The 23,858-nt window shown below is 69.1% G+C and carries 22 protein-coding genes and 1 tRNA gene; 16 read left to right on the top strand and 7 right to left on the bottom strand.

Going from position 1 to position 23,858, the window contains the following annotated elements; genetic code table 11:
• Positions 1–10: 10 nt before the first annotated feature.
• Positions 11–2,710, bottom strand: a complete 2,700-nt coding sequence (acnA, locus tag TMZ1T_RS09950) for an aconitate hydratase AcnA (protein WP_012585310.1) — start codon at positions 2,708–2,710, stop codon at positions 11–13.
• A 407-nt stretch (positions 2,711–3,117) separates the two neighbouring features.
• Between acnA and acnB the strand changes: the two genes are divergently transcribed.
• On the top strand, positions 3,118–5,715 hold the full coding sequence (acnB, locus tag TMZ1T_RS09955; protein WP_004301251.1) for a bifunctional aconitate hydratase 2/2-methylisocitrate dehydratase: 2,598 nt from the start codon (positions 3,118–3,120) through the stop codon (positions 5,713–5,715).
• 128 nt (positions 5,716–5,843) lie between these two features.
• Here the strand turns inward: acnB and TMZ1T_RS09960 are convergent, their stop codons facing one another.
• Both TMZ1T_RS09960 and TMZ1T_RS09965 read right to left on the bottom strand, forming a co-directional pair.
• Complete coding sequence (locus TMZ1T_RS09960; RefSeq protein WP_012585311.1) at positions 5,844–6,560, bottom strand: RES family NAD+ phosphorylase; 717 nt, start codon at positions 6,558–6,560, stop codon at positions 5,844–5,846.
• A 12-nt stretch (positions 6,561–6,572) separates the two neighbouring features.
• The gene (locus TMZ1T_RS09965; RefSeq protein WP_012585312.1) at positions 6,573–6,968 is read right to left on the bottom strand and encodes an MbcA/ParS/Xre antitoxin family protein; all 396 of its coding nucleotides are present in this window, start codon (positions 6,966–6,968) and stop codon (positions 6,573–6,575) included.
• 305 nt (positions 6,969–7,273) lie between these two features.
• On the opposite strand from TMZ1T_RS09965, the gene TMZ1T_RS09970 reads away from it, so the two are divergent.
• The 9 genes from TMZ1T_RS09970 to TMZ1T_RS10010 all read left to right on the top strand — a co-directional run bounded on the left by TMZ1T_RS09970 (position 7,274) and on the right by TMZ1T_RS10010 (position 12,982).
• The gene (locus TMZ1T_RS09970; protein ID WP_004301246.1) at positions 7,274–8,083 is read left to right on the top strand and encodes an ABC transporter substrate-binding protein; all 810 of its coding nucleotides are present in this window, start codon (positions 7,274–7,276) and stop codon (positions 8,081–8,083) included.
• Positions 8,084–8,335: 252 nt separating this feature from the next.
• Entirely contained in the window at positions 8,336–8,587 is a 252-nt protein-coding gene (locus TMZ1T_RS09975; protein WP_004301244.1) for a hypothetical protein, read from the top strand.
• A 144-nt stretch (positions 8,588–8,731) separates the two neighbouring features.
• A complete protein-coding gene (locus TMZ1T_RS09980; RefSeq protein WP_004301243.1) occupies positions 8,732–9,316 on the top strand; it encodes a DUF5610 domain-containing protein in 585 nt (194 codons plus the stop codon).
• A 218-nt stretch (positions 9,317–9,534) separates the two neighbouring features.
• Complete coding sequence (locus TMZ1T_RS09985; protein ID WP_004301241.1) at positions 9,535–9,807, top strand: HU family DNA-binding protein; 273 nt, start codon at positions 9,535–9,537, stop codon at positions 9,805–9,807.
• Between the two features lie 39 nt (positions 9,808–9,846).
• Positions 9,847–9,922 (top strand) — tRNA-Val (locus TMZ1T_RS09990).
• A 370-nt stretch (positions 9,923–10,292) separates the two neighbouring features.
• Positions 10,293–11,399: an HPP family protein gene (locus tag TMZ1T_RS09995; protein ID WP_004301239.1), complete on the top strand. Its 1,107-nt coding sequence runs from the start codon at positions 10,293–10,295 to the stop codon at positions 11,397–11,399.
• 76 nt (positions 11,400–11,475) lie between these two features.
• Complete coding sequence (locus TMZ1T_RS10000) at positions 11,476–11,826, top strand: cupin domain-containing protein (RefSeq protein ID WP_004301237.1); 351 nt, start codon at positions 11,476–11,478, stop codon at positions 11,824–11,826.
• A gap of 92 nt (positions 11,827–11,918) precedes the next feature.
• Positions 11,919–12,131 (top strand): DUF3079 domain-containing protein, encoded by a 213-nt coding sequence (locus TMZ1T_RS10005; protein ID WP_004301235.1) that lies wholly within the window; start codon positions 11,919–11,921, stop codon positions 12,129–12,131.
• Between the two features lie 302 nt (positions 12,132–12,433).
• Positions 12,434–12,982, top strand: a complete 549-nt coding sequence (locus TMZ1T_RS10010) for a phasin family protein (RefSeq protein ID WP_004301234.1) — start codon at positions 12,434–12,436, stop codon at positions 12,980–12,982.
• A gap of 135 nt (positions 12,983–13,117) precedes the next feature.
• Here TMZ1T_RS10010 and TMZ1T_RS10015 read toward each other — a convergent pair whose 3' ends face one another.
• Positions 13,118–13,558 carry a GatB/YqeY domain-containing protein gene (locus TMZ1T_RS10015; protein ID WP_004301232.1) on the bottom strand — a complete coding sequence of 147 codons (441 nt, stop codon included), beginning with the start codon at positions 13,556–13,558 and terminating at the stop codon, positions 13,118–13,120.
• Between the two features lie 295 nt (positions 13,559–13,853).
• On the opposite strand from TMZ1T_RS10015, the gene TMZ1T_RS10020 reads away from it, so the two are divergent.
• From TMZ1T_RS10020 to TMZ1T_RS10030, 3 genes are all read left to right on the top strand, one after another.
• Complete coding sequence (locus TMZ1T_RS10020; protein ID WP_012585313.1) at positions 13,854–15,254, top strand: sigma-54 interaction domain-containing protein; 1,401 nt, start codon at positions 13,854–13,856, stop codon at positions 15,252–15,254.
• Positions 15,255–15,519: 265 nt separating this feature from the next.
• The gene (gene petA / locus TMZ1T_RS10025) at positions 15,520–16,035 is read left to right on the top strand and encodes a ubiquinol-cytochrome c reductase iron-sulfur subunit (RefSeq protein WP_004301228.1); all 516 of its coding nucleotides are present in this window, start codon (positions 15,520–15,522) and stop codon (positions 16,033–16,035) included.
• Between the two features lie 204 nt (positions 16,036–16,239).
• Complete coding sequence (locus TMZ1T_RS10030) at positions 16,240–17,256, top strand: TIGR01212 family radical SAM protein (RefSeq protein ID WP_012585314.1); 1,017 nt, start codon at positions 16,240–16,242, stop codon at positions 17,254–17,256.
• 226 nt (positions 17,257–17,482) lie between these two features.
• Here the strand turns inward: TMZ1T_RS10030 and TMZ1T_RS10035 are convergent, their stop codons facing one another.
• Positions 17,483–17,941 (bottom strand): c-type cytochrome, encoded by a 459-nt coding sequence (locus TMZ1T_RS10035; protein WP_004301224.1) that lies wholly within the window; start codon positions 17,939–17,941, stop codon positions 17,483–17,485.
• 237 nt (positions 17,942–18,178) lie between these two features.
• On the opposite strand from TMZ1T_RS10035, the gene TMZ1T_RS10040 reads away from it, so the two are divergent.
• The 3 genes from TMZ1T_RS10040 to TMZ1T_RS10050 all read left to right on the top strand — a co-directional run bounded on the left by TMZ1T_RS10040 (position 18,179) and on the right by TMZ1T_RS10050 (position 22,635).
• Positions 18,179–20,824 carry a PEP/pyruvate-binding domain-containing protein gene (locus TMZ1T_RS10040; protein ID WP_012585315.1) on the top strand — a complete coding sequence of 882 codons (2,646 nt, stop codon included), beginning with the start codon at positions 18,179–18,181 and terminating at the stop codon, positions 20,822–20,824.
• Between the two features lie 70 nt (positions 20,825–20,894).
• A complete protein-coding gene (locus TMZ1T_RS10045; RefSeq protein ID WP_012585316.1) occupies positions 20,895–21,350 on the top strand; it encodes a hypothetical protein in 456 nt (151 codons plus the stop codon).
• Positions 21,351–21,375: 25 nt separating this feature from the next.
• The gene (locus TMZ1T_RS10050) at positions 21,376–22,635 is read left to right on the top strand and encodes a hypothetical protein (RefSeq protein WP_004301220.1); all 1,260 of its coding nucleotides are present in this window, start codon (positions 21,376–21,378) and stop codon (positions 22,633–22,635) included.
• A gap of 1 nt (position 22,636) precedes the next feature.
• Here TMZ1T_RS10050 and TMZ1T_RS21325 read toward each other — a convergent pair whose 3' ends face one another.
• The gene (locus tag TMZ1T_RS21325) at positions 22,637–22,807 is read right to left on the bottom strand and encodes a hypothetical protein (protein ID WP_187282999.1); all 171 of its coding nucleotides are present in this window, start codon (positions 22,805–22,807) and stop codon (positions 22,637–22,639) included.
• A 115-nt stretch (positions 22,808–22,922) separates the two neighbouring features.
• Positions 22,923–23,315: a DUF6858 family protein gene (locus TMZ1T_RS10060; RefSeq protein ID WP_004301217.1), complete on the bottom strand. Its 393-nt coding sequence runs from the start codon at positions 23,313–23,315 to the stop codon at positions 22,923–22,925.
• Positions 23,316–23,858 lie beyond the last annotated feature (543 nt).

The raw sequence follows: 23,858 nt of genomic DNA on the forward strand, positions 1-23,858 counted from the left end.
GCCGCGCGGCTCAGCTTCCGCCGAGGATCGCGCGCAGCACGTAGGGCAGGATGCCGCCGTGGCGGTAGTACTCGACCTCGATCGGGGTGTCGATACGGCACAGCAGGGGCACGGACTGCCTCGAGCCGTCGGCGCGCTCGATCTGCAGCGTGAGCGTCCGCTGCGGCGCCAGACCGGCGGCAATGCCTTCCAGCGTGAACTTCTCGCTCCCATCCAGCCCCAGCGCCTGCCAGCTGTCCTCGCCGATGAACTGCAGCGGCAGCACGCCCATGCCGACCAGGTTGGAGCGGTGGATGCGCTCGAAGCTCCTCGCCACCACCGCCTTCACCCCGAGCAGCGCGGTGCCCTTGGCAGCCCAGTCGCGCGACGAGCCGGTGCCGTATTCCTCGCCCGCGAACACGATGGTCGGCACGCCGCGCGCGATCCATGCGCTCGCCGCCTCGAACACCGTGGTCTGCTCGCCGTCGAGCAGGGTGTAGCCGCCTTCGACGCGGCTGCCGTCGGGGTTGGGCGGCAGCATCAGGTTCTTCACGCGCACGTTGGCGAAGGTGCCGCGCACCATCACGTCGTGGTTGCCGCGACGCGAGCCGTAGGAGTTGAAGTCCGTCTTCTCCACACCCTGCCCACGCAGCCAGCGCCCGGCCGGGCTGGTCTCGCGGAAGGAACCTGCGGGCGAGATGTGGTCGGTGGTCACCGAGTCGCCGAGCAGCAGCAGTGCGCGTGCGTCGTGAATGTCGCTCGCCGGCGGGGGCGTCATGCCGAAGCCCGCGAAGAAGGGCGGGCAGGCGATGTAGGTGGAGGGCGGCCAGTCGTAGGTCTGGCCGGTGGGCGCGGGGATCGCGTTCCACAGGTCGTGGTCGCGCGTGAAGTCGGCGTAGAGCCGGCGGTAGCTGGCCGGATCGGTGGCGAAGGGTAGTGCGGCGGCGATCTCGTCCGAGCTCGGCCAGAGCTCGCGCAGATACACCGGCCGACCGTCGCTGCCGGTGCCGAGCGGCTCGGTGTCGAGGTCGATGTTGACCCGCCCGGAGAGCGCGAAGGCCACCACCAGCGGCGGCGAGGCGAGGTAGTTGGCGCGGATGTTGGGGTGGATGCGGGCCTCGAAATTGCGGTTGCCCGACAGCACGGCGGCCACCACGAGGTCGTGCTCGACGATCGCCGCGTTGAAGTCGGGGGCGAGATCGCCGGCGTTGCCGATGCAGGTGGTGCAACCGTAGCCGGCGAGCGCGAAGCCGAGCGTGGCGAGCGGCTCGAGCAGGCCGGCCTTGCCGAGGTAGTCGGTGACCACCCGCGAGCCCGGCGCGAGCGAGGTCTTGATGTGTGGCTTCACGCGCAGCCCGCGCGCGGCCGCCTTCTGCGCGAGCAGGCCGGCGGCGATCATCACCGCCGGGTTGCTGGTGTTGGTGCACGAGGTGATGGCGGCGATCAGCACGTCGCCGTGGCCGAGGTCCACATCCTCTCGTCCGGTGGCGAAGCGGTCGTCGAGCCGGGCGGCCTCGCGGCCGAAGCCGTTCTCGGACACTGGCGCGGAGAACAGGCGCTCGAACTCGTGGCGCATGGCGGGCAGGGCGATGCGGTCCTGCGGGCGCTTGGGGCCGGCGAGCGCGGGCTCGATCGTGGCGAGGTCCAGCATCAGGCTGCGCGTGTAGTCGATCTCGCCCGCGCGCGGCACGCCGAACAGGCCTTGCGCGCGGAAGTAGCCTTCCATCAGCGCGCATTCGGCCTCTTCGCGGCCGGTGGCGCGCATGTAGTCGATGGTCTTCGCGTCCACCGGGAAGAAGCCCATGGTGGCGCCATACTCCGGCGCCATGTTGGCGAGGGTGGCGCGATCGGTGACCGACAGGCTGGCGGTGCCCTCGCCGAAGAACTCGACGAACTTGCCCACCACCTTCTCGCGCCGCAGCATCTCGGTGACGGCGAGGACCAGGTCGGTGGCGGTGGTGCCGCCGGGCAGGCTGCCGCGCAGCTCCACGCCGATCACGTCGGGGGTGAGGAAGTACACCGGCTGGCCGAGCATCGCCGCTTCGGCCTCGATGCCGCCCACGCCCCAGCCCACCACGCCGATGCCGTTGATCATGGTGGTGTGCGAGTCGGTGCCCACCAGGGTGTCGGGGAAGCACAGGCCATCGCGCGTGCGCACGCCGCGGAAAAGGTGTTCGAGGTTGACCTGGTGCACGATGCCGATGCCCGGCGGCACCACGCGGAAGCTGTCGAAGGCCTGCATGCCCCACTTCATGAACTGGTAGCGCTCGTGGTTGCGCTCGAACTCGATCTCCATGTTGCGGCGCAGCGCGTCGGGCGTGCCGTAGTGGTCGATCTGCACCGAGTGGTCGACCACCAGATCGACCGGCACGAGCGGCTCGATGAGCTTGGCCTCGCGGCCCTGCGCCACGGCCACGCTGCGCATCGCGGCGAGGTCGGCGAGCAGCGGCACGCCGGTGAAGTCCTGCAGCACCACGCGCGCGACCACGAAGGGGATCTCGGCGGTGCGTGGCGCGTCGGCCTCCCAGTTGGCGAGTTCGCGCACGTGCTCGGCGGTCACCTTGTGGCCGTCGCAGTGGCGCAGCACGGCCTCGAGCACGATGCGGATCGACACCGGCAGCCGCGAGATGCGGCCCACGCCGGCCTCTTCGAGCGCCGGCAGCGAGTGATAGGAGAGGCGGGCGGCGGACGCGGGCAGGGGGCGGAGCGTATCGAACGGGGTGGCAGACATCGTGGATCTCCTTTTCCTGTTGGGACCAATACAAACGATCGCTGCGCGGCGGGGAAGTTCCTGCAGGCGCAAGTCGTGCGTTCCCGTGGGAGCGACGCGAGTCGCGATGGCGTGGTGGCGACGGGCGACGGCGGGGTGCAGACGCTGCAATCGCGACTTGCATCGCTCTACGGCACACCCTCTGCGGGATCGTCCGCAAGACCCTGCCGGTCAGCGAACGCATGCCGCGCGCGGGGATATCCCCCGCAGCGTGACGAAGGCGTAGAATCTTCCGGCTCGAATGTCGGGCGACGAGCCATGGTGTTGCACTGCACCGCAAGTCTTATAAAAGACATATAATCTCGCCCGTTCCGGTGGGGCCGACCCGTCCGGAGTCCCGATCACCGTCACATAGTGAGGAAGTCGCCGTGCTTGAAGCCTACCGTGCCCATGTCGCCGAACGTGCCGCCCTCGGCATCCCGCCGCTGCCGCTCTCCAAGCAGCAGGCCACCGAACTCGTCGAGTTGCTCAAGAACCCCCCCGCCGGCGAGGAGGCCTTCCTCGTCGAGCTGCTCACCTACCGCGTCCCCGCCGGCGTGGATGACGCCGCCAAGGTCAAGGCCGAGTTCCTGGCCAGGGTCGCCAAGGGCGAGGAAGCCTGTGCCCTGGTGTCGCGCGCCAAGGCCACCGAGCTGCTCGGCACCATGCTGGGCGGCTTCAACATCAAGCCGATGATCGATCTGCTGGCCGACGCCGAAGTGGGCGCGGTCGCCGCCGAGGGTCTCAAGAAGACCCTGCTGATGTTCGACTACTTCCACGACGTCAAGGAGCTGGCCGAGAAGGGCAACGCCAACGCCAAAGCCGTGATGCAGTCGTGGGCCGACGCCGAGTGGTTCACCAGCCGCCCGGAAGTCCCCGCCTCGCAAAAGCTCACCGTCTTCAAGGTCACCGGCGAGACCAACACCGACGACCTGTCGCCCGCACCCGACGCCTGGTCGCGCCCCGACATCCCGCTGCACGCGCTGGCCATGCTCAAGAACCCGCGTCCGGGCATCACCCCGGAAGAAGCCGGCGTGCGCGGCCCGGTCAAGTTCCTCGAAGAGCTGCGTGCCAAGGGCAACCTGGTCGCCTACGTCGGTGACGTGGTCGGCACCGGTTCCTCGCGCAAGTCCGCCACCAACTCGGTGCTGTGGTTCACCGGCGAGGACATCCCCTTCGTCCCGAACAAGCGTTTCGGCGGCGTGTGCCTCGGCTCCAAGATCGCCCCGATCTTCTTCAACACCATGGAAGATGCCGGCGCGTTGCCGATCGAGATCGACGCCGGCCAGATGGACATGGGCGACGAGATCGAGCTCAAGGTCGACCACGCTTCCGGCAAGGTCACCGCGCTCAAGAACGGCGCCGTGATCTCCGAATCGCAGCTCAAGACCCTGGTCATCCTCGACGAAGTGCGCGCCGGTGGCCGCATTCCGCTGATCATCGGCCGCGGCCTCACCACCAAGGCGCGCGAGGCCCTCGGCCTGCCGCCCTCGACGCTGTTCCGCCTGCCGCAGGCCCCCGCCGATACCGGCAAGGGCTTCTCGCTTGCGCAAAAGATGGTCGGCCGCGCCTGCGGCATGCCGGAAGGCCAGGGCATCCGCCCGGGTACCTACTGCGAACCCAAGATGACCACCGTCGGCAGCCAGGACACCACCGGCCCGATGACCCGCGACGAGCTCAAGGACCTCGCCTGCCTCGGCTTCTCCGCGGACCTGGTGATGCAGTCCTTCTGCCACACCGCCGCCTATCCGAAGCTGGTCGACGTCAAGATGCACCGCGAGCTGCCGAGCTTCATCAGCACCCGCGGCGGCGTCGCGCTGCGCCCGGGCGACGGCGTGATCCACTCCTGGCTCAACCGCCTGCTGCTGCCCGACACCGTCGGCACCGGCGGCGACAGCCACACCCGCTTCCCGATCGGCATCTCCTTCCCGGCCGGCTCGGGCCTGGTCGCCTTCGCCGCAGCCACCGGCGTGATGCCGCTCGACATGCCGGAATCGGTGCTGGTGCGCTTCAAGGGCAAGATGCAGCCGGGCGTCACCCTGCGCGACCTGGTCAACGCCATCCCGCTGTACGCCATCCGCCAAGGCCTGCTGACCGTCGAGAAGAAGGGCAAGAAGAACATCTTCTCCGGCCGCATCCTCGAGATCGAAGGCCTGCCGGATCTCAAGGTCGAACAGGCCTTCGAGCTCACCGACGCCTCGGCCGAGCGCTCCGCCGCCGGCTGCACGGTCCACCTCAACAAGGCGCCGATCGTCGAGTACATGAACTCGAACATCACGCTGATGAAGTGGATGATCGCCAACGGCTACCAGGACGCCCGCACCCTCAAGCGCCGCATCAAGGCCATGGAAGACTGGATCGCCAACGGCACGCTGCTGTCGGGCGACGCCGACGCCGACTACGCCGCCGTGATCGAGATCGACCTCGCCGACATCAAGGAGCCGATCGTCGCCTGCCCGAACGACCCGGACGACGTCAAGCTGCTGTCCGAAGTCGCCGGCGACAAGATCGACGAGGTCTTCATCGGCTCGTGCATGACCAACATCGGCCACTTCCGCGCCGCCGGCAAGGTGCTCGACGGCAAGTCCGACATCCCGACCCGCCTGTGGATCGCCCCGCCCACCAAGATGGACGCGATGATCCTCAACGAGGAAGGCTACTACGGCGTGCTCGGCAAGTCCGGCGCCCGCATGGAGATGCCGGGCTGCTCGCTGTGCATGGGCAACCAGGCGCAGATCCGCAAGGGCAGCACCGCGATGTCGACCTCGACGCGCAACTTCCCCAACCGCCTCGGCATCGACACCCGCGTCTATCTGGGCTCGGCCGAGCTGGCCGCGGTGTGCGCGCTGATGGGCAAGATCCCGAGCGTTGCCGAGTACATGGCGCAGGTGGAGGTGGTGAACAAGAAGGCCGCCGACATCTACCGCTACATGAACTTCGACCAGATCGAGGAATTCCGCTCGGTCGCGGATACGGTGGAAGTCTGATTCGGTAAGCGGCTCGAGCGCCGGGGCGGCTGAGAGGCCGTCCTGGTGGAGAAACCCCTCGTCAGCGATGGCGGGGGGTTTTGCTTTTGGGGGCGCCGGTGCCCCGGGCAGCGGAGGCTGCTGCGCGATCAGCCCAATTCGGCGACCGCCGCGCTGATCCAGGTCTCCCCCGGGTGCTTTTCCACCACGATCCGCGCGCCCTCGAGGCGGTAGGTGAGCTGGCAGTGGTGCCTCGGGTTGGAAAGCACGCCCGGGTTGAAGATCGCCACGTTCTCGCCCCCGCGTCGGCGGACCGACTGGATGAGCAGGCCCGGGTGGCCTTCGCGATGAATCCGCGCGCCCACCGCCTGCGGGAAGGTGTAATCCGACGGGTGAAGCAGGTCGCTGTGCTCGGCGGTCGCCTTGCGAAAATCCAGCAGTGCGGCGCTGCAGGCCACCCGATAGACCTTGCGCTCGGCGATCACGGTCTCGCGCTCGAACCCGGCATCGCACAGCAGGCCCCGGTACCAGTGATAGGCCGACTCGAAGACCGTGGTCTCGACCGAGTCCGAGCCGTACCACACGCCGAAGGATCCGTCGGAAAACCGGCTTGCCTGCCAGTGCTTGAACGGCCACAGGATGGCGTTGAACCAGGCCGCATCTTCGAAGGGGCGGTCGATGATCGGCGTGTGCGAGCGGTACGACGGCGGCCGAACCTCCGCCTCCACCTTCTGCGCCAGCAACCACCCGGTCGGATCGTCCGTAAGGTCGTCGAACAGGTCCTGCGACTGGCGCAGCGACACGATGTTCCGCGCCACGTCCTGATGGACGTCGGCCAGCGACACCTGCGCGAACAGCGAATTCATCGTGCGCCCGGCTCACACGCCGCGGGCGCGGTCGAGATAGCTCCGCACCATCAGCAAGCCGGCAAAGCCCCATTCCTTGACCACCTCGACCGGGCTCAGGTTGTCGAAGGCCTTGTTGCGGGTGCTCATCCAGCGATAGGCGAGGTCGCGGTTGTGCGGAAAAAGCAGGCGCAGATTCTTATGGATGCCCAGCAGGTGGCCCACCCGGTCGTGCTGGTCGCGGCTGGTGCCGATCGGCTTGCCGCTGCGGTAGTTCGACAGCGCCGCCCGGTTGCTGGCGGCGATGCCGAGCAGCGCGGCCTGGTCCTCGGTGCTCAGGTTCCAGTGATCGAGCAGGGTCATGACCATCCTGGCCAGCGCACCGCGGTCTTCCGATGCGTTCACTTCGCGCTCGGCGATGGCGCTCATGGCGGGCTCCTCGCTTGGTGGTGATCGGTACTTCGAGGATAGTAGTCTGTTTTAAAGAAAACAAGAGGAGTGTTAAAGATAACGCCTGAAGCTAGGCCGCCGTTTCAAGTCGAGCGTCCTCCAGGTAGCGGAAAGGCCGTTCGCAATCGGTCGCCAAAGCCGACGATTCCGGATCGCACCGGTTTCTGCACGTGGGGATCGCGAAGCGGGTCGCTCCCAGCATGCAGGCCGCACGCGCGGCGGATGGGCGAGGAGCAGACCGGGGCTGAGCACGCGTGCCCGAGGGGATGCGCGATAATCCCGCCATGAACCCACGCCGCCTCCCCTCCCGCATCGTCTGCCTGACCACCGAGACCGTCGAAGTCCTCTATGCCCTGGGCGAGGAGGACCGTATCGCCGGCATCAGCGGCTACACAGTCATCCCGCCGCGTGCGCGCAAGGAGAAGCCGAAGGTGTTCGCCTTCTCCAGCGGCGACCTGGAGAAGATCCTCGCGGTCGCGCCGGACCTGGTGCTGGGGTTCTCCGACATGCAGGCGGACGTGGCGCGTGACCTGATCAAGGCCGGGGTGGCGGTGCATGTGTTCAACCAGCGCAGCGTCGACGGCATCCTGGCGATGGTCGAGACGGTGGGCCGGCTGGTTGGGGCGGAGGCGCGTGCGCTGACCCTGGTGGCCGAGCTCGAGGCGACGATGGACGCGGTACGCGCGCGGGCGGCGGCGCTGCCGCGGCGGCCGCGGGTGTATTTCGAGGAGTGGGACGAGCCGCCGATCAGCGCGGTGGGCTGGGTGTCGGAGCTGATCGGGATCGCCGGCGGTGAGGACATCTTTGCCGAGCGCGCGCGCCATCCGGGCGCGGCGCAGCGCATCCTCGCCGATCCGCTGGAGGCGGCGCGGGCGGCGCCGGATATCGTTGTGGGCTCGTGGTGCGGCAAGCGCTTCCGCCCCGAGCGTGTGGCTGCACGTGCGGGGTGGGAGGACGTTCCGGCCGTGCGCGACGACGAGCTGCACGAGGTGAAATCCGCGCTGATCCTGGCGCCGGGGCCGGTGGCGATCCGCGAGGGGCTGCCGGCGCTGGCGGAGATCGTCGCGCGCTGGGCGGCTCGGCTGCACGCCTGAAGCGGCGCGGTCGCGCAGCGCGGCGGGCAGTCCGGTACCGGAGTCGTCCGCACACGCCTTGCCGGGCAGCGTGGCGCCGAATTCGCCCACGTCATCGAGACCGGCCGACGAGGCAGTGCGTTCGCCATGTCTCGCTCGGCATGCGGGTGGCGTCCTTTCTCGGTGCGCTCGCGATGTTGGCGAGCGTGTTCTTCCTCTCCCGCCTGTTCCGGGGCTTCTTTCCCGAGACGGTGCAGGTGGCGATCCTGATCGGTGCAAGCCCCGCACCGGCGCCTCACGGGCTTCGTCACCAGCGCCCTGGCGATCTGGTTCGGCGCGCGCCGCGCGTGGAACGACATGGTCAACACCGGAATCGTGTTCTTAATGCTCTTCCGATACACCAAGCTCTTCGACAGGTGGTGGGACATCATGCCGAAATGGCTGTTCTTCCTCGTCGTCGCGCTGGCGGCGATCCTGGTCCTGCGGGTGCTGCGGCGCCCGTGCGGACGGGGGGTGCCGGCATGAGTCCGCGCGCGCTCACGCTCGCCGTCGGGGCGATGATCATCCCGGGCGGCTGCGGACTCGCGACGTTTGAGCGGTCTTGGCGCAGCGCGATGCCGGGCCGCTGTCTAGACTGGAAGTGAGAGAACAACGCCAAAGGAGTCCGCCATGAATACCGTCCTGATGAGTGCTTCCGTCCCCGCGGGTGCGTCCGTCCAGGCGGCGGATGCCGCGCGCCAGAACAGTGCGGCGGCGTCGCGCCTGCAGCGTCAGGCGCCAACCACCGAGTCCGAGTTGCGCAAGGATCTCCATATCGGCATCCTGCAGGCTTCGATACAGGTGTCGATCCGCTCGGGAGATCAATCACAAGCGCTGTTGTTGCGCTCGGCAATCGAGGGCATCAACGAGGCGCTTGCACCCACGCTGGGTCCGCAGGCCATCCAGAACTCCATGGACCAGGATCGTTCGGCCGAAGCCACCGCCGGGCGCATCGTGTCGATGTCGACCGCGTTCTTCGAGGCCTATGCCGCGCGGCGCCAGGACGATGCCCCCGAGACCGTGCTGCGCGACTTCATTGACGTGATCCGTGGCGGTTTCGAGAGCGGCTTCGGCGAGGCGCGCGAGATCCTCGAAGGCTTGGGCGTCTTCAAGGGCGCGGTCGAGGCCGACGTGATGAAGACGCGCGAGCTGGTGTTGGAGGGGTACGACCGCTTCATCCAAGAGCGCCTGCCCGCTGCGGCTGAGCCGCAGTAGGTGGTCTGGTGGAGATGCAGGCTCCGGCCATGCTGCACCGCACGCGCCGGAAGTCTCGTCGAATGTCCCACGGCGGCACTTCCTGCCGCGTTGACAGTGCTGAATCGCGCGCGCTATAAAATCGCGAGTTCCGCAGGTCATGTCGCAACCCGTGGTGCGCTCCGATCATTCCAAAGCCACGGTTCCACCCATTGCAGTACAAAACCGGAGGGGGTCAAGTGAATAAACAGGAACTGGTTGCAAGCATTGCGGAGAAGGCTGGCATGACCAAGGCGGATGCGGCGCGCGCGCTGGACGCGACCGTTGCCGCGGTGACCGAGGCCCTCCGTCAGGACGAAACGGTCACCCTGGTGGGCTTCGGCTCCTTCTACGTGGGCGAGCGCGCCGCGCGCACCGGGCGCAACCCGCGCACCGGCAAGAACATCAAGATCAAGGCGGCCAAGGTGCCGAAATTCCGCGCTGGCAAAGGGCTCAAGGATTCTGTAAACTAGCGGACTTTGCTGCTCCGGCATCCGCGCCGGGGAAAGCGCGGGTGCTTAGCTCAGTCGGTAGAGCGTCGCCCTTACAAGGCGAATGTCGGCGGTTCGACCCCGTCAGCACCCACCACCGAATGCGCCGATTTCTCGGCGAAACGAAAGGCCCGGACCGCGTACCGGGCCTTTTTGTCGTGGATGATCGAATGGTCGCGCGCCCTCCGTTGCGCACCCGCCGCCCATCCCCCATCCGTTCCCGCTGACTCCCGCACCCTCGCACCCATACATTTTGTAATGCCGCGAGTCCTCGCCGAATCCGGGATACGGTTTAAAATATCATTTTTTGATGTAATGACCGGCTCGTGCGGATGCGTGTCGATGCCGCAAGGGCGAGCGCCCACCCGCACGGTGCCGTGCTTGCCGGACAGTGCAGACGGGAGTCTGCCGCCTGCCTGACCGACCGGTGGGCACCCCTCGTTGCGCCTCGCCGCTGGAGCCTGCCGATGTCCCTCGCCCGACTGTTCTCCCTGCCTGCCGCCTTGTCTGCGGGGCGGCGCGAGATGGCACTGGGGACGCTGGGGGTGGCGGTAGGGTTGGGTTGCACCGAGTGGATCGGCTTCCTCGCGCTGGGCGGGCAGGAACCGTGGTTCATCCTCCCGATGGGGGCGTCGGCGGTGCTGCTGTTCTGTGTCCCGGCGAGTCCGCTCGCGCAGCCCTGGCCAAGCCTCGTCGGCAACCTGGTGTCGGCGCTGATCGGGGTAGGCTGCTATCGCTGGCTGGGCGAGACCGGGATGGCCGTCGCGCTCGCCGGCTGCCTGGCGGTGGGGGCGATGTTCCTGCTGCGCTGCCTGCATCCGCCGGGCGGAGCGGTGGCGCTGACGGCGGTGCTGGGTGGTCCGATGGTGCATGAACTCGGCTACGCCTTCGCGCTGATGCCCGTGCTCGTCAATACGCTGGCGATGCTGGTGGTCGCCTTCCTGTTCAACAACCTCGTGGGACGGCGCTATCCGCACCTTGCGCCCGCGCGTGCGCAGGCGCACGGCACGGCCGATCCGCTGCCGAGCAAGCGCGTCGGCTTTCGTGCGGAGGACCTCGACGCGGCGCTGGCCTCTTTCGGCGAGGTGCTCGACGTCGATCGCGACGACCTCGAGGAGATCATGGTGCGCGCGCAGATGAACGCGCGCCGGCGCACCTGGGGCGCGCTGCGCTGCGCCGACATCATGTCGCGCGACGTGGTGAGCGTGGGTCCGCAGGCCCCGGTGGGCGAGGCCTGGGCGCTGCTCGCGCACCACCGCATCAAGGCCTTGCCGGTGGTGGAGGAGGGCGGCCGGCTGGTCGGCATCGTATCGGTGCCGGACTTCTTCATCGACCGCCACAACCCCGAGCCGCAGCCGGTGCCGCGCATGCGCACCGCCCGCGTGGTCGCCGAGATCATGAGCGGGCGCGTGCACAGCGCCCGCCCCGGGCAATCGCTCGCCGACCTGGTGGGGGCCTTCTCGGACGGCGGCCTGCATCACCTGCCGGTGGCCGACGAGGACGGCAGGCTGGTCGGCATGATCACCCAGTCGGACGTGGTGGCGGCGCTCTTCGCCGGCGAGCGCGGGGCTTAGCGGACGCCGGCGGATCGACCCGCGCGCGCAGGAGTAGGATTGCAATGGAATGCCTGACAGAAGGGAGGAACCCGAAATGACGGATCGCACGAATGCCGCGAGCGGCGAAACCCGCGTCGAGAAGCTCAAGTCGATGCTCGACTTCCAGCACCAGGCGATCGTGAGCCGCATGCTGGTGAAGAATGCCGCCGGCAGCGTCACGCTGTTCGCCTTCGACAAGGGAGAGGGCCTCAGCGAGCACACCGCGCCCTTCGATGCGCTGCTGATCGGTGTGGAGGGCGAAGCGGAAGTGCGCGTCGACGCCGACATTCATCGGCTCGGCGAGGGCGAAACGTTGCTGATCCCCGCCGGCGCGCCGCATGCGGTGGCGCCGCGCGCGCAGTTCAAGATGTTGCTGGTGATGCTCAAGGGCGAGCGCAAGGCCTGAGCGGGGAGGTGGCGCACCCGGCCGCCTGCCGGGTGCCCGCGCGGGCAGTCGAGCGCGCCCGGAACCCGGGCAGCGTATTGGAGAGTGTGGTCATGGCGAAGAAATTTCCCCTTCATCCGAAGAACCCGGAGCGCATCTGTTGGGGGTGTGACAAATATTGTCCGGTCGATGCGCTCGGCTGCGGCAACGGCTCGGGACGCACCCAGCACCCGATCGAGCTGCTCGGCGACGACTGGTACACCTATGGCGACTGGGGCATCGACCCGGAGGATCCCGCGACGCCGGGCAAGAAGAAGGCGGCGTGAGCAGGCGGGCGAGGGCGCTGCGCTGCCTCTTTCATGCGCCTGAAACCTCGATGGAAGAGGATCAGGAGGATCGCGGCGAATGCGATTGCGAGCGGGATTTCCACCACTTGGCTAACGGGTGGCACAGCGAAATGTTGCGGTGCAACAAAAAAGTGTTGACGGTGGAATTCCCAACGCTATAATCGGCTCCATTGTGCGGTGCAGCAAAACGAAGCCGGAATGGTTTCGGGCAACAAGGCCGCATGGACCGCGAGTTTCTTTCGCATCATCGACTCCACTGCAACTCACCAAGGAAGCCAGCCATGACCAAGATCCAGACCCCCGAGCAGTTCGCCGCCGTCGGCCAAGCCAACCTCGAAGCCATGATGTCGCTCGCCAACAGCGCCATCGCCCGTGCCGAGCGCTTGGCCGAACTCAACCTCAACACCGTGCGTTCGGTGCTCGAGGACAGCGTCGCCACCACCCGCAAGCTGGCCGAAGCCAAGGACCCGCAGCAGCTCGCCAAGCTCCAGGGCGAACTGACCAAGCCGATGCTCGACAAGGCCGTCGCCTACGCCCGTAGCGTTCAGGAGATCGCCACCGAGGGTCAGCAGGAAGTGTCGAACCTGTTCGAGAAGCAGATCGCCGACCTCAACAAGCGCTTCCACGACATGCTCGAGCAGGCCGCCAAGCAGGCGCCCGCCGGTTCGGAAGGCGTGTTCGAGGCCGTCCGCTCGGCGATGAACACCGCCAACAGCCTGTACGACAACGCCAGCAAGGCCGCCCGCCAAGCCGCCGAAGTCGCCGAAGCCAACATGGCCGCCGCGACCGAAGCCACCGTCAAGGCCGTGAGCGCCGCGACCAAGAAGTGATCGCAGCGCGCGGAGAGGCGGTCGCTTCTCCACGCAACAGAAAAGGCCGCCCGGCATTGCCGGGCGGCCTTTCTTACATGGTGCCCGGCTCGCCGCATGGAAGCCGCAGCGGCCGGCCGGGCCTGCCGACGGGCCTCAAGCGGCCAGGGCTTCCTTGACCCAGGCGTTCGCCTGCTTGGCGTCGAAGCCGCTGCCGTATTTGGCCTTCAGCGCAGCCATCACCGCGCCCATCTGCTTGGGCGAGCGCTCGGCCAGGCTGGCGACCGCGTCGGCGATGAAGGCCTTCACCTCGGCCTCGGTGGCCATCGGCGGCAGGTAGGCCGTCAGCACCGCGCACTCGCGCTCGAGCACGGCCAGGCGGCCGCTGTCCCTGATCACGGCCGCGGCTTCCTGGTTGTTCTTGAGGAACTTGCGGATCGTCTGCTGCACCTCGTCGTCGGTGCTCTCGCGGTTGCCGGCGTTCTTGCCGACCATCTCGGCCTCGGCGATCAGGGTGGACAGCAGGGTGGCGCGCACGCTGTCGGCAGCCTTGCGCGCGAGCAGGGAGTCTTTCTTGAGTTGGGCCAGCAGGCTCATCGGGGTCTCCGGTGGAATCGAGCGGGGGAGGCGTGCGACGCAGGCCTCCGGTCACGGAGCGGCGTGCAGGACGCCGGTCGGGGGCCGAGTCTACCGCAGCCCGTACCGCCACAGCGCCCGGATCGCGCCTCGCAGCCTGCGGTTCCCGCTGACGCGGCGCACGTTGCCGAAGCACGCCTGCCGCAGTCGCGCCGCCCGCTCGCGCTGCCCAGGCCCGGCTCAAGGGGAGGCGATTGACGGCGCCGCCCCCGGGGACGCAGACTGCTGGCAGACCTTCCGCCAGATCTGACAGGACATGCCGCCCGACCCCCGCCCGCTGCCCGAGCTGGTCTCCTTCCTCGAGACCTTCCCCGAACCGCACATCCTGTGCGATCGCGACTACCGCATCCTCGCCGCCAACGCCGCCTACCGACGCTCATGGCCTGAGGCGCGCAGCGTGATCGGGCGCACCTGCTACGACGTGTCGCACCACTACAGCGTGCCCTGCGATCGCGCCGGAGAATCCTGCCCGCTCGCGCGCAGCCTGCAGTCGGGACAGCGCGAGCGCGTGCTGCACCTGCATCACACGCCGCGCGGCGAGGAGTACGTCGACATCGAACTCTCGCCCGTGCGCGACGCCGCTGGCGAGATCGCCTGGTTCATCGAGAAGATGGAGCCGCTGCACGTCGCCCGCGGGGTGTCCGACCGCCGCGGCCTGATCGGACGTTCGCCGGCCTTCCAGCGCATGCTCGAGCTGATCGCGCGGGTCGCGCCCTCGGACGCGAGCGTGTTGCTGCAGGGCGAATCCGGCACCGGCAAGGAGCTGCTCGCGAGCGCGGTGCACGAAGCGAGCCGGCGCGCAGAGGGGCCCTTCGTGGTGGTGGATTGTTCCGGCCTGCCCGAGACCCTGTTCGAGAGCGAGGTCTTCGGTCACGAGCGCGGTGCCTTTACCGGTGCGACCGCGCGCAAGCCCGGGCTGGTCGAGGCGGCCAGCGGCGGCACCCTCTTCCTCGACGAGGTCGGCGACATTCCGCTCGCCATGCAGGTCAAGCTGCTGCGCCTGCTCGAGACCGGCACCTACCGCCGCGTCGGCTCCACCGAGCTGCGTCGTGCCGACATCCGCCTGGTCTCGGCCACCCACCGTCCGCTCAAGCGCATGATCGCGGAGGGCGGCTTCCGTCAGGACCTGTACTTCCGCATCAACACTTTCCCGATCACCGTACCGCCGCTGCGCGAGCGTGAGGGCGACCTGCCGCTGCTGATCGACTCCCTGCTCGAACGTGTCGCGCCGAAGCGCAAGCTGTCGCTGAGCCCCGCCGCGCTGCGCGTGCTGAGCAACTACGCCTTCCCGGGGAACGTGCGTGAGCTGCGCAACGTGCTCGAGCGTGCCAGTCTGATGTGCGACGGCGAGCTGATCGGGCTCGAGCATCTGCCCGAGGAGGTGCTGCATCCCGAGAGCGAGAGCGCCGAGTCACGATTTGCCAGTGGAGGTCCGTTGGCCGCAGCGATCCCGGTGCGCGATCCGCTGGATCTCGAGGAGGTGCAGCGCCAGGCCATGTTGCGCGCCGTGCGCGCGCATCGTGGCAGTCGGCGCGAGCTGGCTCGCCGGCTGGGGATCAGCGAGCGCACGCTGTATCGGCGGCTGAAGTCACTCGGCCTGCTCGAGGGCCAGGCGATGCGCGGCGGGGATGAGGAGGGTGGGGGGGCGGCGCGCTGAGTGGGGGGGCGCGGGAAGCAGCACCGGATCGCGGCACTTGGTCGCGGAGGTGCCGGGTTGCTGTCAGCTGTGGCAGTACCATCGAGGGGGCGGCAGCCTTTGGCAGTATCAAGGCGCCCAAATACGACAACTATGCCCGACAGACCGGCCTTTTCTGGAGCTGGTACGCCGATTGCTTTGTAGAGCCCAGAGCGAAGCAGGCCGCGTCGTGATCGCTGCATGATCGTCCCCCCTCGACGGTCTTGCCCCTGGCAGCGCAGTTCCGATGGAGTGCCCCCCGGCCGCTTCGCCCTTTTTTCCGCCGCCCGCCCGGGCCGCCGGCGCGCCGGTCGAGGCCGACGTCTCCAAACTTGCAGTCGGCGACATGGTGACCGTGGAGTGGCGTGGCAAGCCGGTGTGGATCCTGCGCCGCACGCCCGAGATGCTCGCCACGCTCGAGCACAATAAGGCCCGCCTCGCTGACCCTGTCTCGGGCGAACCGCAGCAGCCCGAGTACGCCACCAACCGGCAGCGCTCGATCAAGCCGGAATACCTCGTTGTGATCGGCATCTGCACGCACCTGGGCTGCTCGCCGTCCGAGAAGTTCGCCATCGGCACCACCGAGGGCATGACCGCCGACTGGCCCGGCGGCTTCCTGTGCCCCTGCCACGGCTCGATCTTCGACCTCGCCGGCCGCGTCTATCTCAGCCAGCCGGCCCCCACCAACCTCGAGATCCCGCCGCACAAGTGGCTCTCCGACGGCCTCGTGCTGATCGGCGAGGACGACCACGGCATGGCATGAACGGGGCTGCCGCTCCTGCAGGGCTTCCGAAGCGCGGCACTTCCGCGCAAGCCATTCTGCTCCGCGGGGCGATTTCTCCAGCGGCCTGCGTTTGCGCACGGTCAAGGGCTGCGCGGGCGATCGGCGGCACACTCGCGCCTCGGCAACTTCGCCAGCGGCATCCGGCTGCGCCGCTTTCACCGTCCATCCACTTTCGCTCCCCGCATGAACCCGGTTCCCGCACTCGTCTCTCCCTGCGTTCACTCTCCGGTGCTGGATCCGGTCGATGAGCCGCACGCGGTTTCGCCCTTCGGCGAGCGCCGCTACAACGCCTGGAACGACCACGTGAAGCGGCGCTGGGGTGGGCGGGTGCAGAAGGTCTCGGTGGCGGCCGGCTTCACCTGCCCGAACCGCGACGGCACCCTGGGCAGCGGCGGCTGCACCTTCTGCAACAACGCTGGCTTCACCCCCGGCTACCTGGATCGCCGCGACCCGATCGGCGAGCAGATCGACGCCGGGCTGCGCTTCCTCGACCGGCGCTATCCCGGCACCGCGCGCTTCATCGCCTACTTCCAGACCTACAGCAACACCTACGGCGAGTTCGCGCGCCTGCGCGAGAGCTACGAGGCCGCGCTCGCGCACCCGCGCATCTGCGGGCTCGCGATCGGCACGCGGCCGGACTGCCTGCCCGACGTAGTACTCGACTACCTGGCCGAGCTCGCGCGCGAGCACATCGTGGAGCTCGAGATCGGCGTGGAGTCCTGCGACGACGAAGTCCTGCGCCGGATCAACCGCGGCCACGATTTCGCCTGCAGCGAGGAGGCGATCCGGCGTGCCGCGGCGCGCGGCCTGGGGGTGACCGCCCACCTGATCCTCGGCCTGCCCGGCGAGACGCGCGCCGGCATGCTGGAAGCCGCGCGCCGCCTGTCCGCGCTCCCGGTGGCGGCGCTCAAGCTGCATCAGCTGCAGCTGGTAAGGGGCACCGCGATGGCACGCGACTGGGAGCGCGATCCCGCGAGCGTACCCTTGCTCGCCGAGGACGAGTACATCGCGCTGCTGGCCGACTTCGTCGAGCGGCTTGCGCCCACGATCCTGCTCCAGCGCCTGGGCAGCGAGGTTCCCCCGGCGTTGAAGCTGGCGCCGCAGTGGAACATCCGCCTCTCCGAGCTCGCCCCGCGGCTGAGTGCAGAGCTGGCGCGGAGGGAAAGCTGGCAAGGCCGCCGCTACCAACCCGCTTGCTGAGTGTCGGCGGCAGGGCCAAGGACGGAAGCGACGCGAGTCGCGATCGGAGCGCATGAGGTTCGGGAACGCCCGGCGGGATCTCGTACGCTGGAATCGCACTTGCGCGAGACCGCGGCGTCTCCGGAAGCGCACCGTGGGAGCGACGCGAGTCGCGATCGGGCGCAGGAGATGCGACGACGCGCGGTGGGACCGCGGGTTCCGCAATCGCGCCTGCAGTCTTGCCGCCTCAGCGCCTGAAGTCGTTGTGGCAGGCCTTGCAGCTGTCCTGAACGGCTGCGAGGGCGGTGCGCGCCTGTTCCTCCGAGCGCGCCGCAGCGGCGGCGAGGAGGCGGTCGGTGGCGGTGATGAACTCGCTGCGACGGCGCTCGAACTCGGCGGGCTTTTCCCAGACGGCCGGGCGGGCCTTGGTGGGGGGGTAATTGCTGCCGGGGCCGAAGTGCTTCCACGGCGCGTCGCGCTTCGCGGCGAGCTGCTCGGCGAGGCTGGCGAACTGGTCGGCGTCGAAACGCCGGTCCTTGAGCATGGTGTTCATGGGCTCGGTGCTGCGCAGCATGGCCTTGAAGGCGTCGCGGCGCTGGGTGACCGGCTTGTCCGGGTGGGTATCGGGCGGCTCCGACGAACAGGCGAGCAGCAGGACGGCGGGCAGGGCGAGGAGCAGGATGCGGGCGAGGGGCTGTCGGGACATTTCGGGCGTGAGGAGTCGGGAGTGATGCGTCGGGTGCCGGTCTAGGCTCTTGCGGAACTCGAAGGCGAGGCGGGAAGGGGCGGATTCCCGGCACGAGGGCGCGCGGCCGCCGGCCGATGATGCCGCAGCACGATCGTTCGACGGTTTGCAAGGCAAGAAGAATGCCAAGCTGCGGGAAAGTTCCCGCGGGGCTTGCGCGCATAATCGCGCTCGCAGGCCTTGTCCGAGGAGCTCCTGATGAATTCTGCCGTTCCGACGTCGGCCGGACCCATCCCGTCCGATCTTCCCACGTCTCCCGCCAAGTCCGCTCCCACGCTCCCCGCCACCTTCGCCCCGACCACCGGCCTGCCCGACCTCGACGCCATGCTGCGTGGCGTGGCGCGCGGCGACAACATCGTCTGGCAGGTGCAGGCGCTGGACGACTACCGCGCGCTGGTGCTGCCCTATGCGGCCGCGGCGCAGGCGCAGGGACGGCGGCTGATCTATTTCCGTTTCGCCGCGCATCCTCCGCTGCTCGCCGGGGACAGCGGCGCCGAGCTGTTCACCCCGCGTCCCAAGGACGGCTTCGACGCCTTCGTCGATCAGGTGCATTCGGTGATCGAGGCCGCCGGTCGCGAGACCATGTATGTCTTCGACTGCCTTTCGGACCTCGCCGACGCCTGGCTGTCCGACCGCATGCTCGGCAACTTCTTTCGCCTCACCTGCCCGCGGCTCTTCGACCTCGACACGGTGACCTACTTCGGCGTGCTGCGCCATCGACATGCGCGCGCGGGCATGGACATGATCACCGAGACGACGCAGTACCTGCTCGACGTGTTCCGCTGCCGCGATCGGCTCTACATCCGGCCGATCAAGGTGCAGCACCGCTCGGCCGCGGCGATGAACCTGATCCACGCCTGGGAGCCGGGCGATCGCTTCCGCGCGGTCGCCGACAGCGGCACGGTGGCCGAGATCCTCGCGGGCTCGGGCTGGCAGGGGCTGGAGGACGAACAGATCCGCAGCCACTGGCAGCGCCTCTTCGATCAGGCGCGAACCTTCGCCGCCCTGCGCGCGGCCGGGGCGCCCGAGCTGGCCGGCGAGGCCGCCGCCTTCGCCCGCCTGGCGGGCCTGCTGTTTCCCGACGAGGCTGGCCTGCAGGAGCTGATCGCGCGCTACCTGAACCTCGACGACCTGCTCGCGGTGCGCGCGCGCATGATCGGCATCGGCACCATCGGCGGCAAGGCCGCGGGCATGCTGATCGCGCGCGCGATCGTGCGCCGCGACGCGCCTGCACTGCACGCCCGCCTCGAGGCGCACGACTCCTTCCATGTCGGCAGCGAGGTCTTCGATACCTTCTTCGTGATCAACGGGCTGTGGTGGGTGCGCCGCCGCCAGCGCGAGGCCGACTGCTTCCTCCAGGGCCTCGACGGAGAGGAGGGCGCCCGCGCACGCATCCTGCGCGGCCGCTTCCCCGAATCCACCCTGCGCCAGTTCGAGGGCATGCTGGATTATTTTGGCGAGTGGCCTTTCATCGTGCGCTCCAGTTCGCGCCTGGAGGACCGCTACGGCAACGCCTTCGCCGGCCAGTACGACAGCGTGTTCTGCGCCAACCGCGGCACGCGCGAGGAGCGCCTCGCCGCGCTGCTCGACGCCGTTCGCCAGGTGTATGCGAGCACGCTGTCGGAGTCGGCGCTGCGCTACCGCCAGCGCCGCGGCCTGCTCGACGAGCACGAGCAGATGGCGCTGCTGATCATGCGCGTCTCGGGCACCGCCGGCGGGCGCTGGTTCAACCCGCACGCGGCCGGCGTCGGGCTGTCGGTCAATCCCTACCCGTGGAACCCGCGCATCGACATGAAGGCGGGCGTGGTGCGCCTGGTCGCCGGTCTGGGCACGCGTGCGGTGGATCGCGCCGACGACGACTACACCCGCCTGATCGCGCTCGATGCGCCCGAGCTGCGCCCGGAGACCAGCTTCGGTGCGATCGCGCGCCATGCCCAGCGCCGCATGGACAGCCTCGACCTGGAGCGCGGCGAGGTGGTCTCGGGCCCCTTCGCCGAGCTGGTGCGCGGCCATGCGGATTTTCCGCACGCGCTGTTCACGACGCGCGAGGCCGAGGACCGTCCGGCCTTTCTGACCTTCGACGGGCTGATCGCCCACACCGATTTCGTCGCCGACCTGCGCACGCTGCTGCGCGCGCTGCACGCGGCCTACGCGCATCCGGTGGAGATCGAGTTCGCGCTCAATTTCGTTCCCGACGGCGGCTACCGCATCAACCTGCTGCAGTGCCGGCCGATGCAGGTGCGCAGCGTCGAGGGCGTGCAGGGCGTGGAGCCGCCGGCCGACGCGCCGCGCCTGGTGGAAGCGTGCGGTGCAGTGATCGGACCGAGCCGGGTGATTCGCCCCGAGCGCATCGTGCTGGTGCGCCCGGCTGCCTTCGCCGCGCTCGACCAGGCCCGCCGCCTGGCGGTGACGCGCGTGCTCGGCCGCCTCAACGCGCTTGCCGACGAACGTTGCGTGCTGATGCTCGGCCCCGGGCGCTGGGGCTCGAAGGACCCCTTTCTCGGCATCCCGGTGCTGTTCTCCGAGATCAATCACGTCGCCGCGCTGTGCGAGATCGTCGCCATGCACGAGCACCTGGTGCCCGACGTCTCGCTCGGCACCCACTTCCTCAACGAGCTGATCGAGGCCGACCTGCTGTACTTCGCGCTGTTCCCCCGGATGGCGGGCAACGTACTCGACGAGGCGGCGATCCTGCGTTGGCCCAACCGGCTCGGCACGCTGCTGCCGGACGACGCGGACTGGAGCACGGTGGTGCACGTGGCCGAGCCCGCGCAGGCACCCACGCTGTACGCCGATGCGCCCGGGCAACGTGTCGTCGTGGTGCAGGACACGGTGGCGGCTTGATTCAGTTCAAGCGCTTTCAGGGGCCGCCCGGGTAGGATGGCGACCGTTCGCATCCAACCGGAGATCGTGCATGCGCCTCGCCTTCCTGAGCGCCGCCATCGCGGCGCTGTGTGCCGCCCCTGTTCCCGTTCTCGCCGCCGACGACACACGCCCGCAACCCAGGCTGCAGGCATCGGCCGACGAGCTGCCGCGCCCCGCCGACGAGAAGCTGCGCGCCGGCATGCTGCAACTGCGCGAGACCGTCGCCGCACGCGTGTCCGACCCGGCCATGGACGAGGCTGCGCAGGTCGCGCTCGCCGGCGAGATCCTGCGCCAGGTCGCCATGATCAGCGAGGGGCGCGACTTCCACAGCCGTCCCGGCCGCCACCTGCAATGGCTGCTCGGCGACATCAGCGATGGCGCCGGGCTCATGCGCGATGCGCCGCGCCTGCAAGCCAAGCGGCTCGGCCTGCTGCGGGTCGCCGAGACGCTGAACTTCTACGGTCGCGAGTACGACCACCCGGGGTGGGAGCCGATCAGGCCGTGAGGGGCCGCGCGGAGGCGACGGCGCGATGAAGCCGGCGCTGCGCATCCTGGCTGGTCCGGCGGCGCGTGCGCAGTTGCGCGAGCGCGGCTTGGCGCCCGCCGACGTCCTTGCGATCCCCGGCGCGGCCGGCGGCCCCAAGGGCCTCATCCTCAATCCGCTCGATCGCTTCGTCTTCGGCCATTGGCTGGCGGGCGCGGGTGCGCCGGTGCACCTGCTCGGCGCCTCGATCGGCGCCTGGCGCATGGCCAGCGCATGCCTCGCCGATGCCGATGCAGCGCTCGCCGAAATGGCGCACCACTACGTCGAGGAGAGTTACCTCGACGCCGATGCGGTGGAGAAAGCGCGTGCCGGTGGCCGGCCCGTCCGTCAGCCCGGCGCGGCGGCGGTCAGTCGCGCCTTCCGTGCACGCCTCGCCACCCACCTGGGCGCGCGCACCGGCGAGCTGCTGCGCCACCCGCGCTTTCGCCTGCATCTCTTCACCAGCCACGGTGTGCATCCCTTGCTGCGTCGCGAGGGACGGCTGCGCACGCTCGCGGGCTACGCGGGTGCCTACGCCGCCAACCTGCACAGCCGTGCGCGCATGGGCGACTGGCTGGAGCGCGTGGTGTTCTCCGATCCGCGCGATGCCTTGCCTTTCGCGATGGACGACTACGCCGGGCGCACTTGTGCGCTGGGCCCCTACAACGCCTTCGAGGCGCTGGTGGCGAGTTGCTCGATCCCGTTCTGGCTGCAGGCGGTGCACGATATTCCCGGCGCGCCGCCGGGTGCGTACTGGGATGGCGGCATCACCGACTACCACCTGCACCTGGATTACGCCTCGGTGCTGCGCGGGGAGGGGAACAGCCTTGCGGCAGCGCAACGCGCGGGCGAGCGCAGTCCCGGCAGGATGGCCGGGAATGCGGGTAGCCAAGAGGACGGCGAGACGACGATGGGGCGGCGGCCGCGCGACGAAACCCGTGCAGAGGCGCCCCGGCTCGTGCTCTACCCGCATTTCCAGCCCAGCGTCGTTCCGGGTTGGCTGGACAAGTCGCTGCGCACGCGCCATCGCGCTACCGCGCGCCTGGACAACGTGGTGCTGCTGGTGCCGGACGCCGAGTGGATCGCCCGCCTGCCCAACGCCAAGCTGCCCGATCGGCGCGACTTCAAGACCTATGGCGCCGACCACGCAGGACGCGCGGTGGTGTGGCGGCGCGCGATCGCGGAAAGCGAGCGGCTCGCCGACGAGTTCGCCGCGCGCGTCGCGGGAGGCCGTCCGATCGAGGCGGAAGCGCTCGGCGAAACCTGACTCAGCCCGCGCCGACCATCAGCTGAGCGCTGGTGCAGTCGCACGGCGCACTGCAATCGGCCATGTCTGCCTGATGGACATGGGGCCGCAGCACATGGCACAGGCACAGGCTGCGCTCGCTGAGGAGGGCCAGGATGAGCTCGGTCTGGCGCGGGGGCGGGTCGATGACCACCGCCTCCTGCTCGTCGAGGTCGGCGAGCAGGTAGCCGATCGGGCCGGAGTCGGGGCTGTGCAGGGGATGAAGGTACGTGGCGGCGCGCGCCCGCTCCAGCGGGCGGATTCGGTTGTCAGGCGGCCTTGCGCAGGGCGGTGACCCACTCGATCATCTTGCGGTTGGCCTCGGGCATCGGCGCCTCGAGGAAGCTGATGACGAAGCGGTCGGGCAACTCGGCAAAGCCGATCGAGCGCGGGCGGACCGCCATCATGTTGGGATCGAGCAGCTTCACGCCGAAACAGAAGATGAGATTCTTCGCCGCCAGGATGTCGGGGCGAATCTCGCCGCCGATCAGCTTCGTGTGGCTCAGATGGTCGAAGGTCGCGATCAGGCGCACGGTGGGGTCCGCCTCGGCCTTGGCCTCGATCGCCGCGAGCAGGTCGTCGAGGCGGACGTGATCGGTTTCGTTCTTGCCGAGTTCGAGCACGTGGATCGGGTACTTGTCGGCGAGCAGCTTGTTCTGCATGGAACACTCCCTGGGGTCGGCGGGGGGGCGGATACGGCGGTGCCGCATTCCGGGGTGGATTGTCCGACGGGCCCGCTGCGCTCGCATGGATCGTGCGGGCCGCGCGAGCCTCGTCCCAAGATGACTAACAGGAATCGTGCCAGCGTCGTGCGATGGCGGAAGCGGCGTCGTTGCCGGCGATCCGGCGGTCGAGGCGGGCTCGCCGCGTGCCCACTTGCGCCAGCGTGGCAGCTCGGCTGGCGCTACTGGCAGCGCTGGCAGGCTAGTGTCGTCCTGCGCCCGCCCGCACCCTGCTCGCGACGGCGCTTGTCCGAACCTTCGGGCCTTGAAGTTGCCGGGCATCCGCACCGCGACGACTTCGCCGCGCGCGGCGAGCACGCCAGCGGCCCGCGGCCTTGGCCTCGACGATCACCTTGCGACCCTTGACCTCCTTGAAGCGCCCATGGATCTCGAGGACCGGGCCGAGCGGCGTGGGTCGAGGTCGTCGCCCCACAGCGCGGCGGTGATGAAGCGCAGCGGCGGCTCGCTGCCTCTCGGGCGCTT

The sequence above is a fragment of the Thauera aminoaromatica genome, assembly GCF_000021765.1.
Lineage (GTDB): Bacteria > Pseudomonadota > Gammaproteobacteria > Burkholderiales > Rhodocyclaceae > Thauera > Thauera aminoaromatica.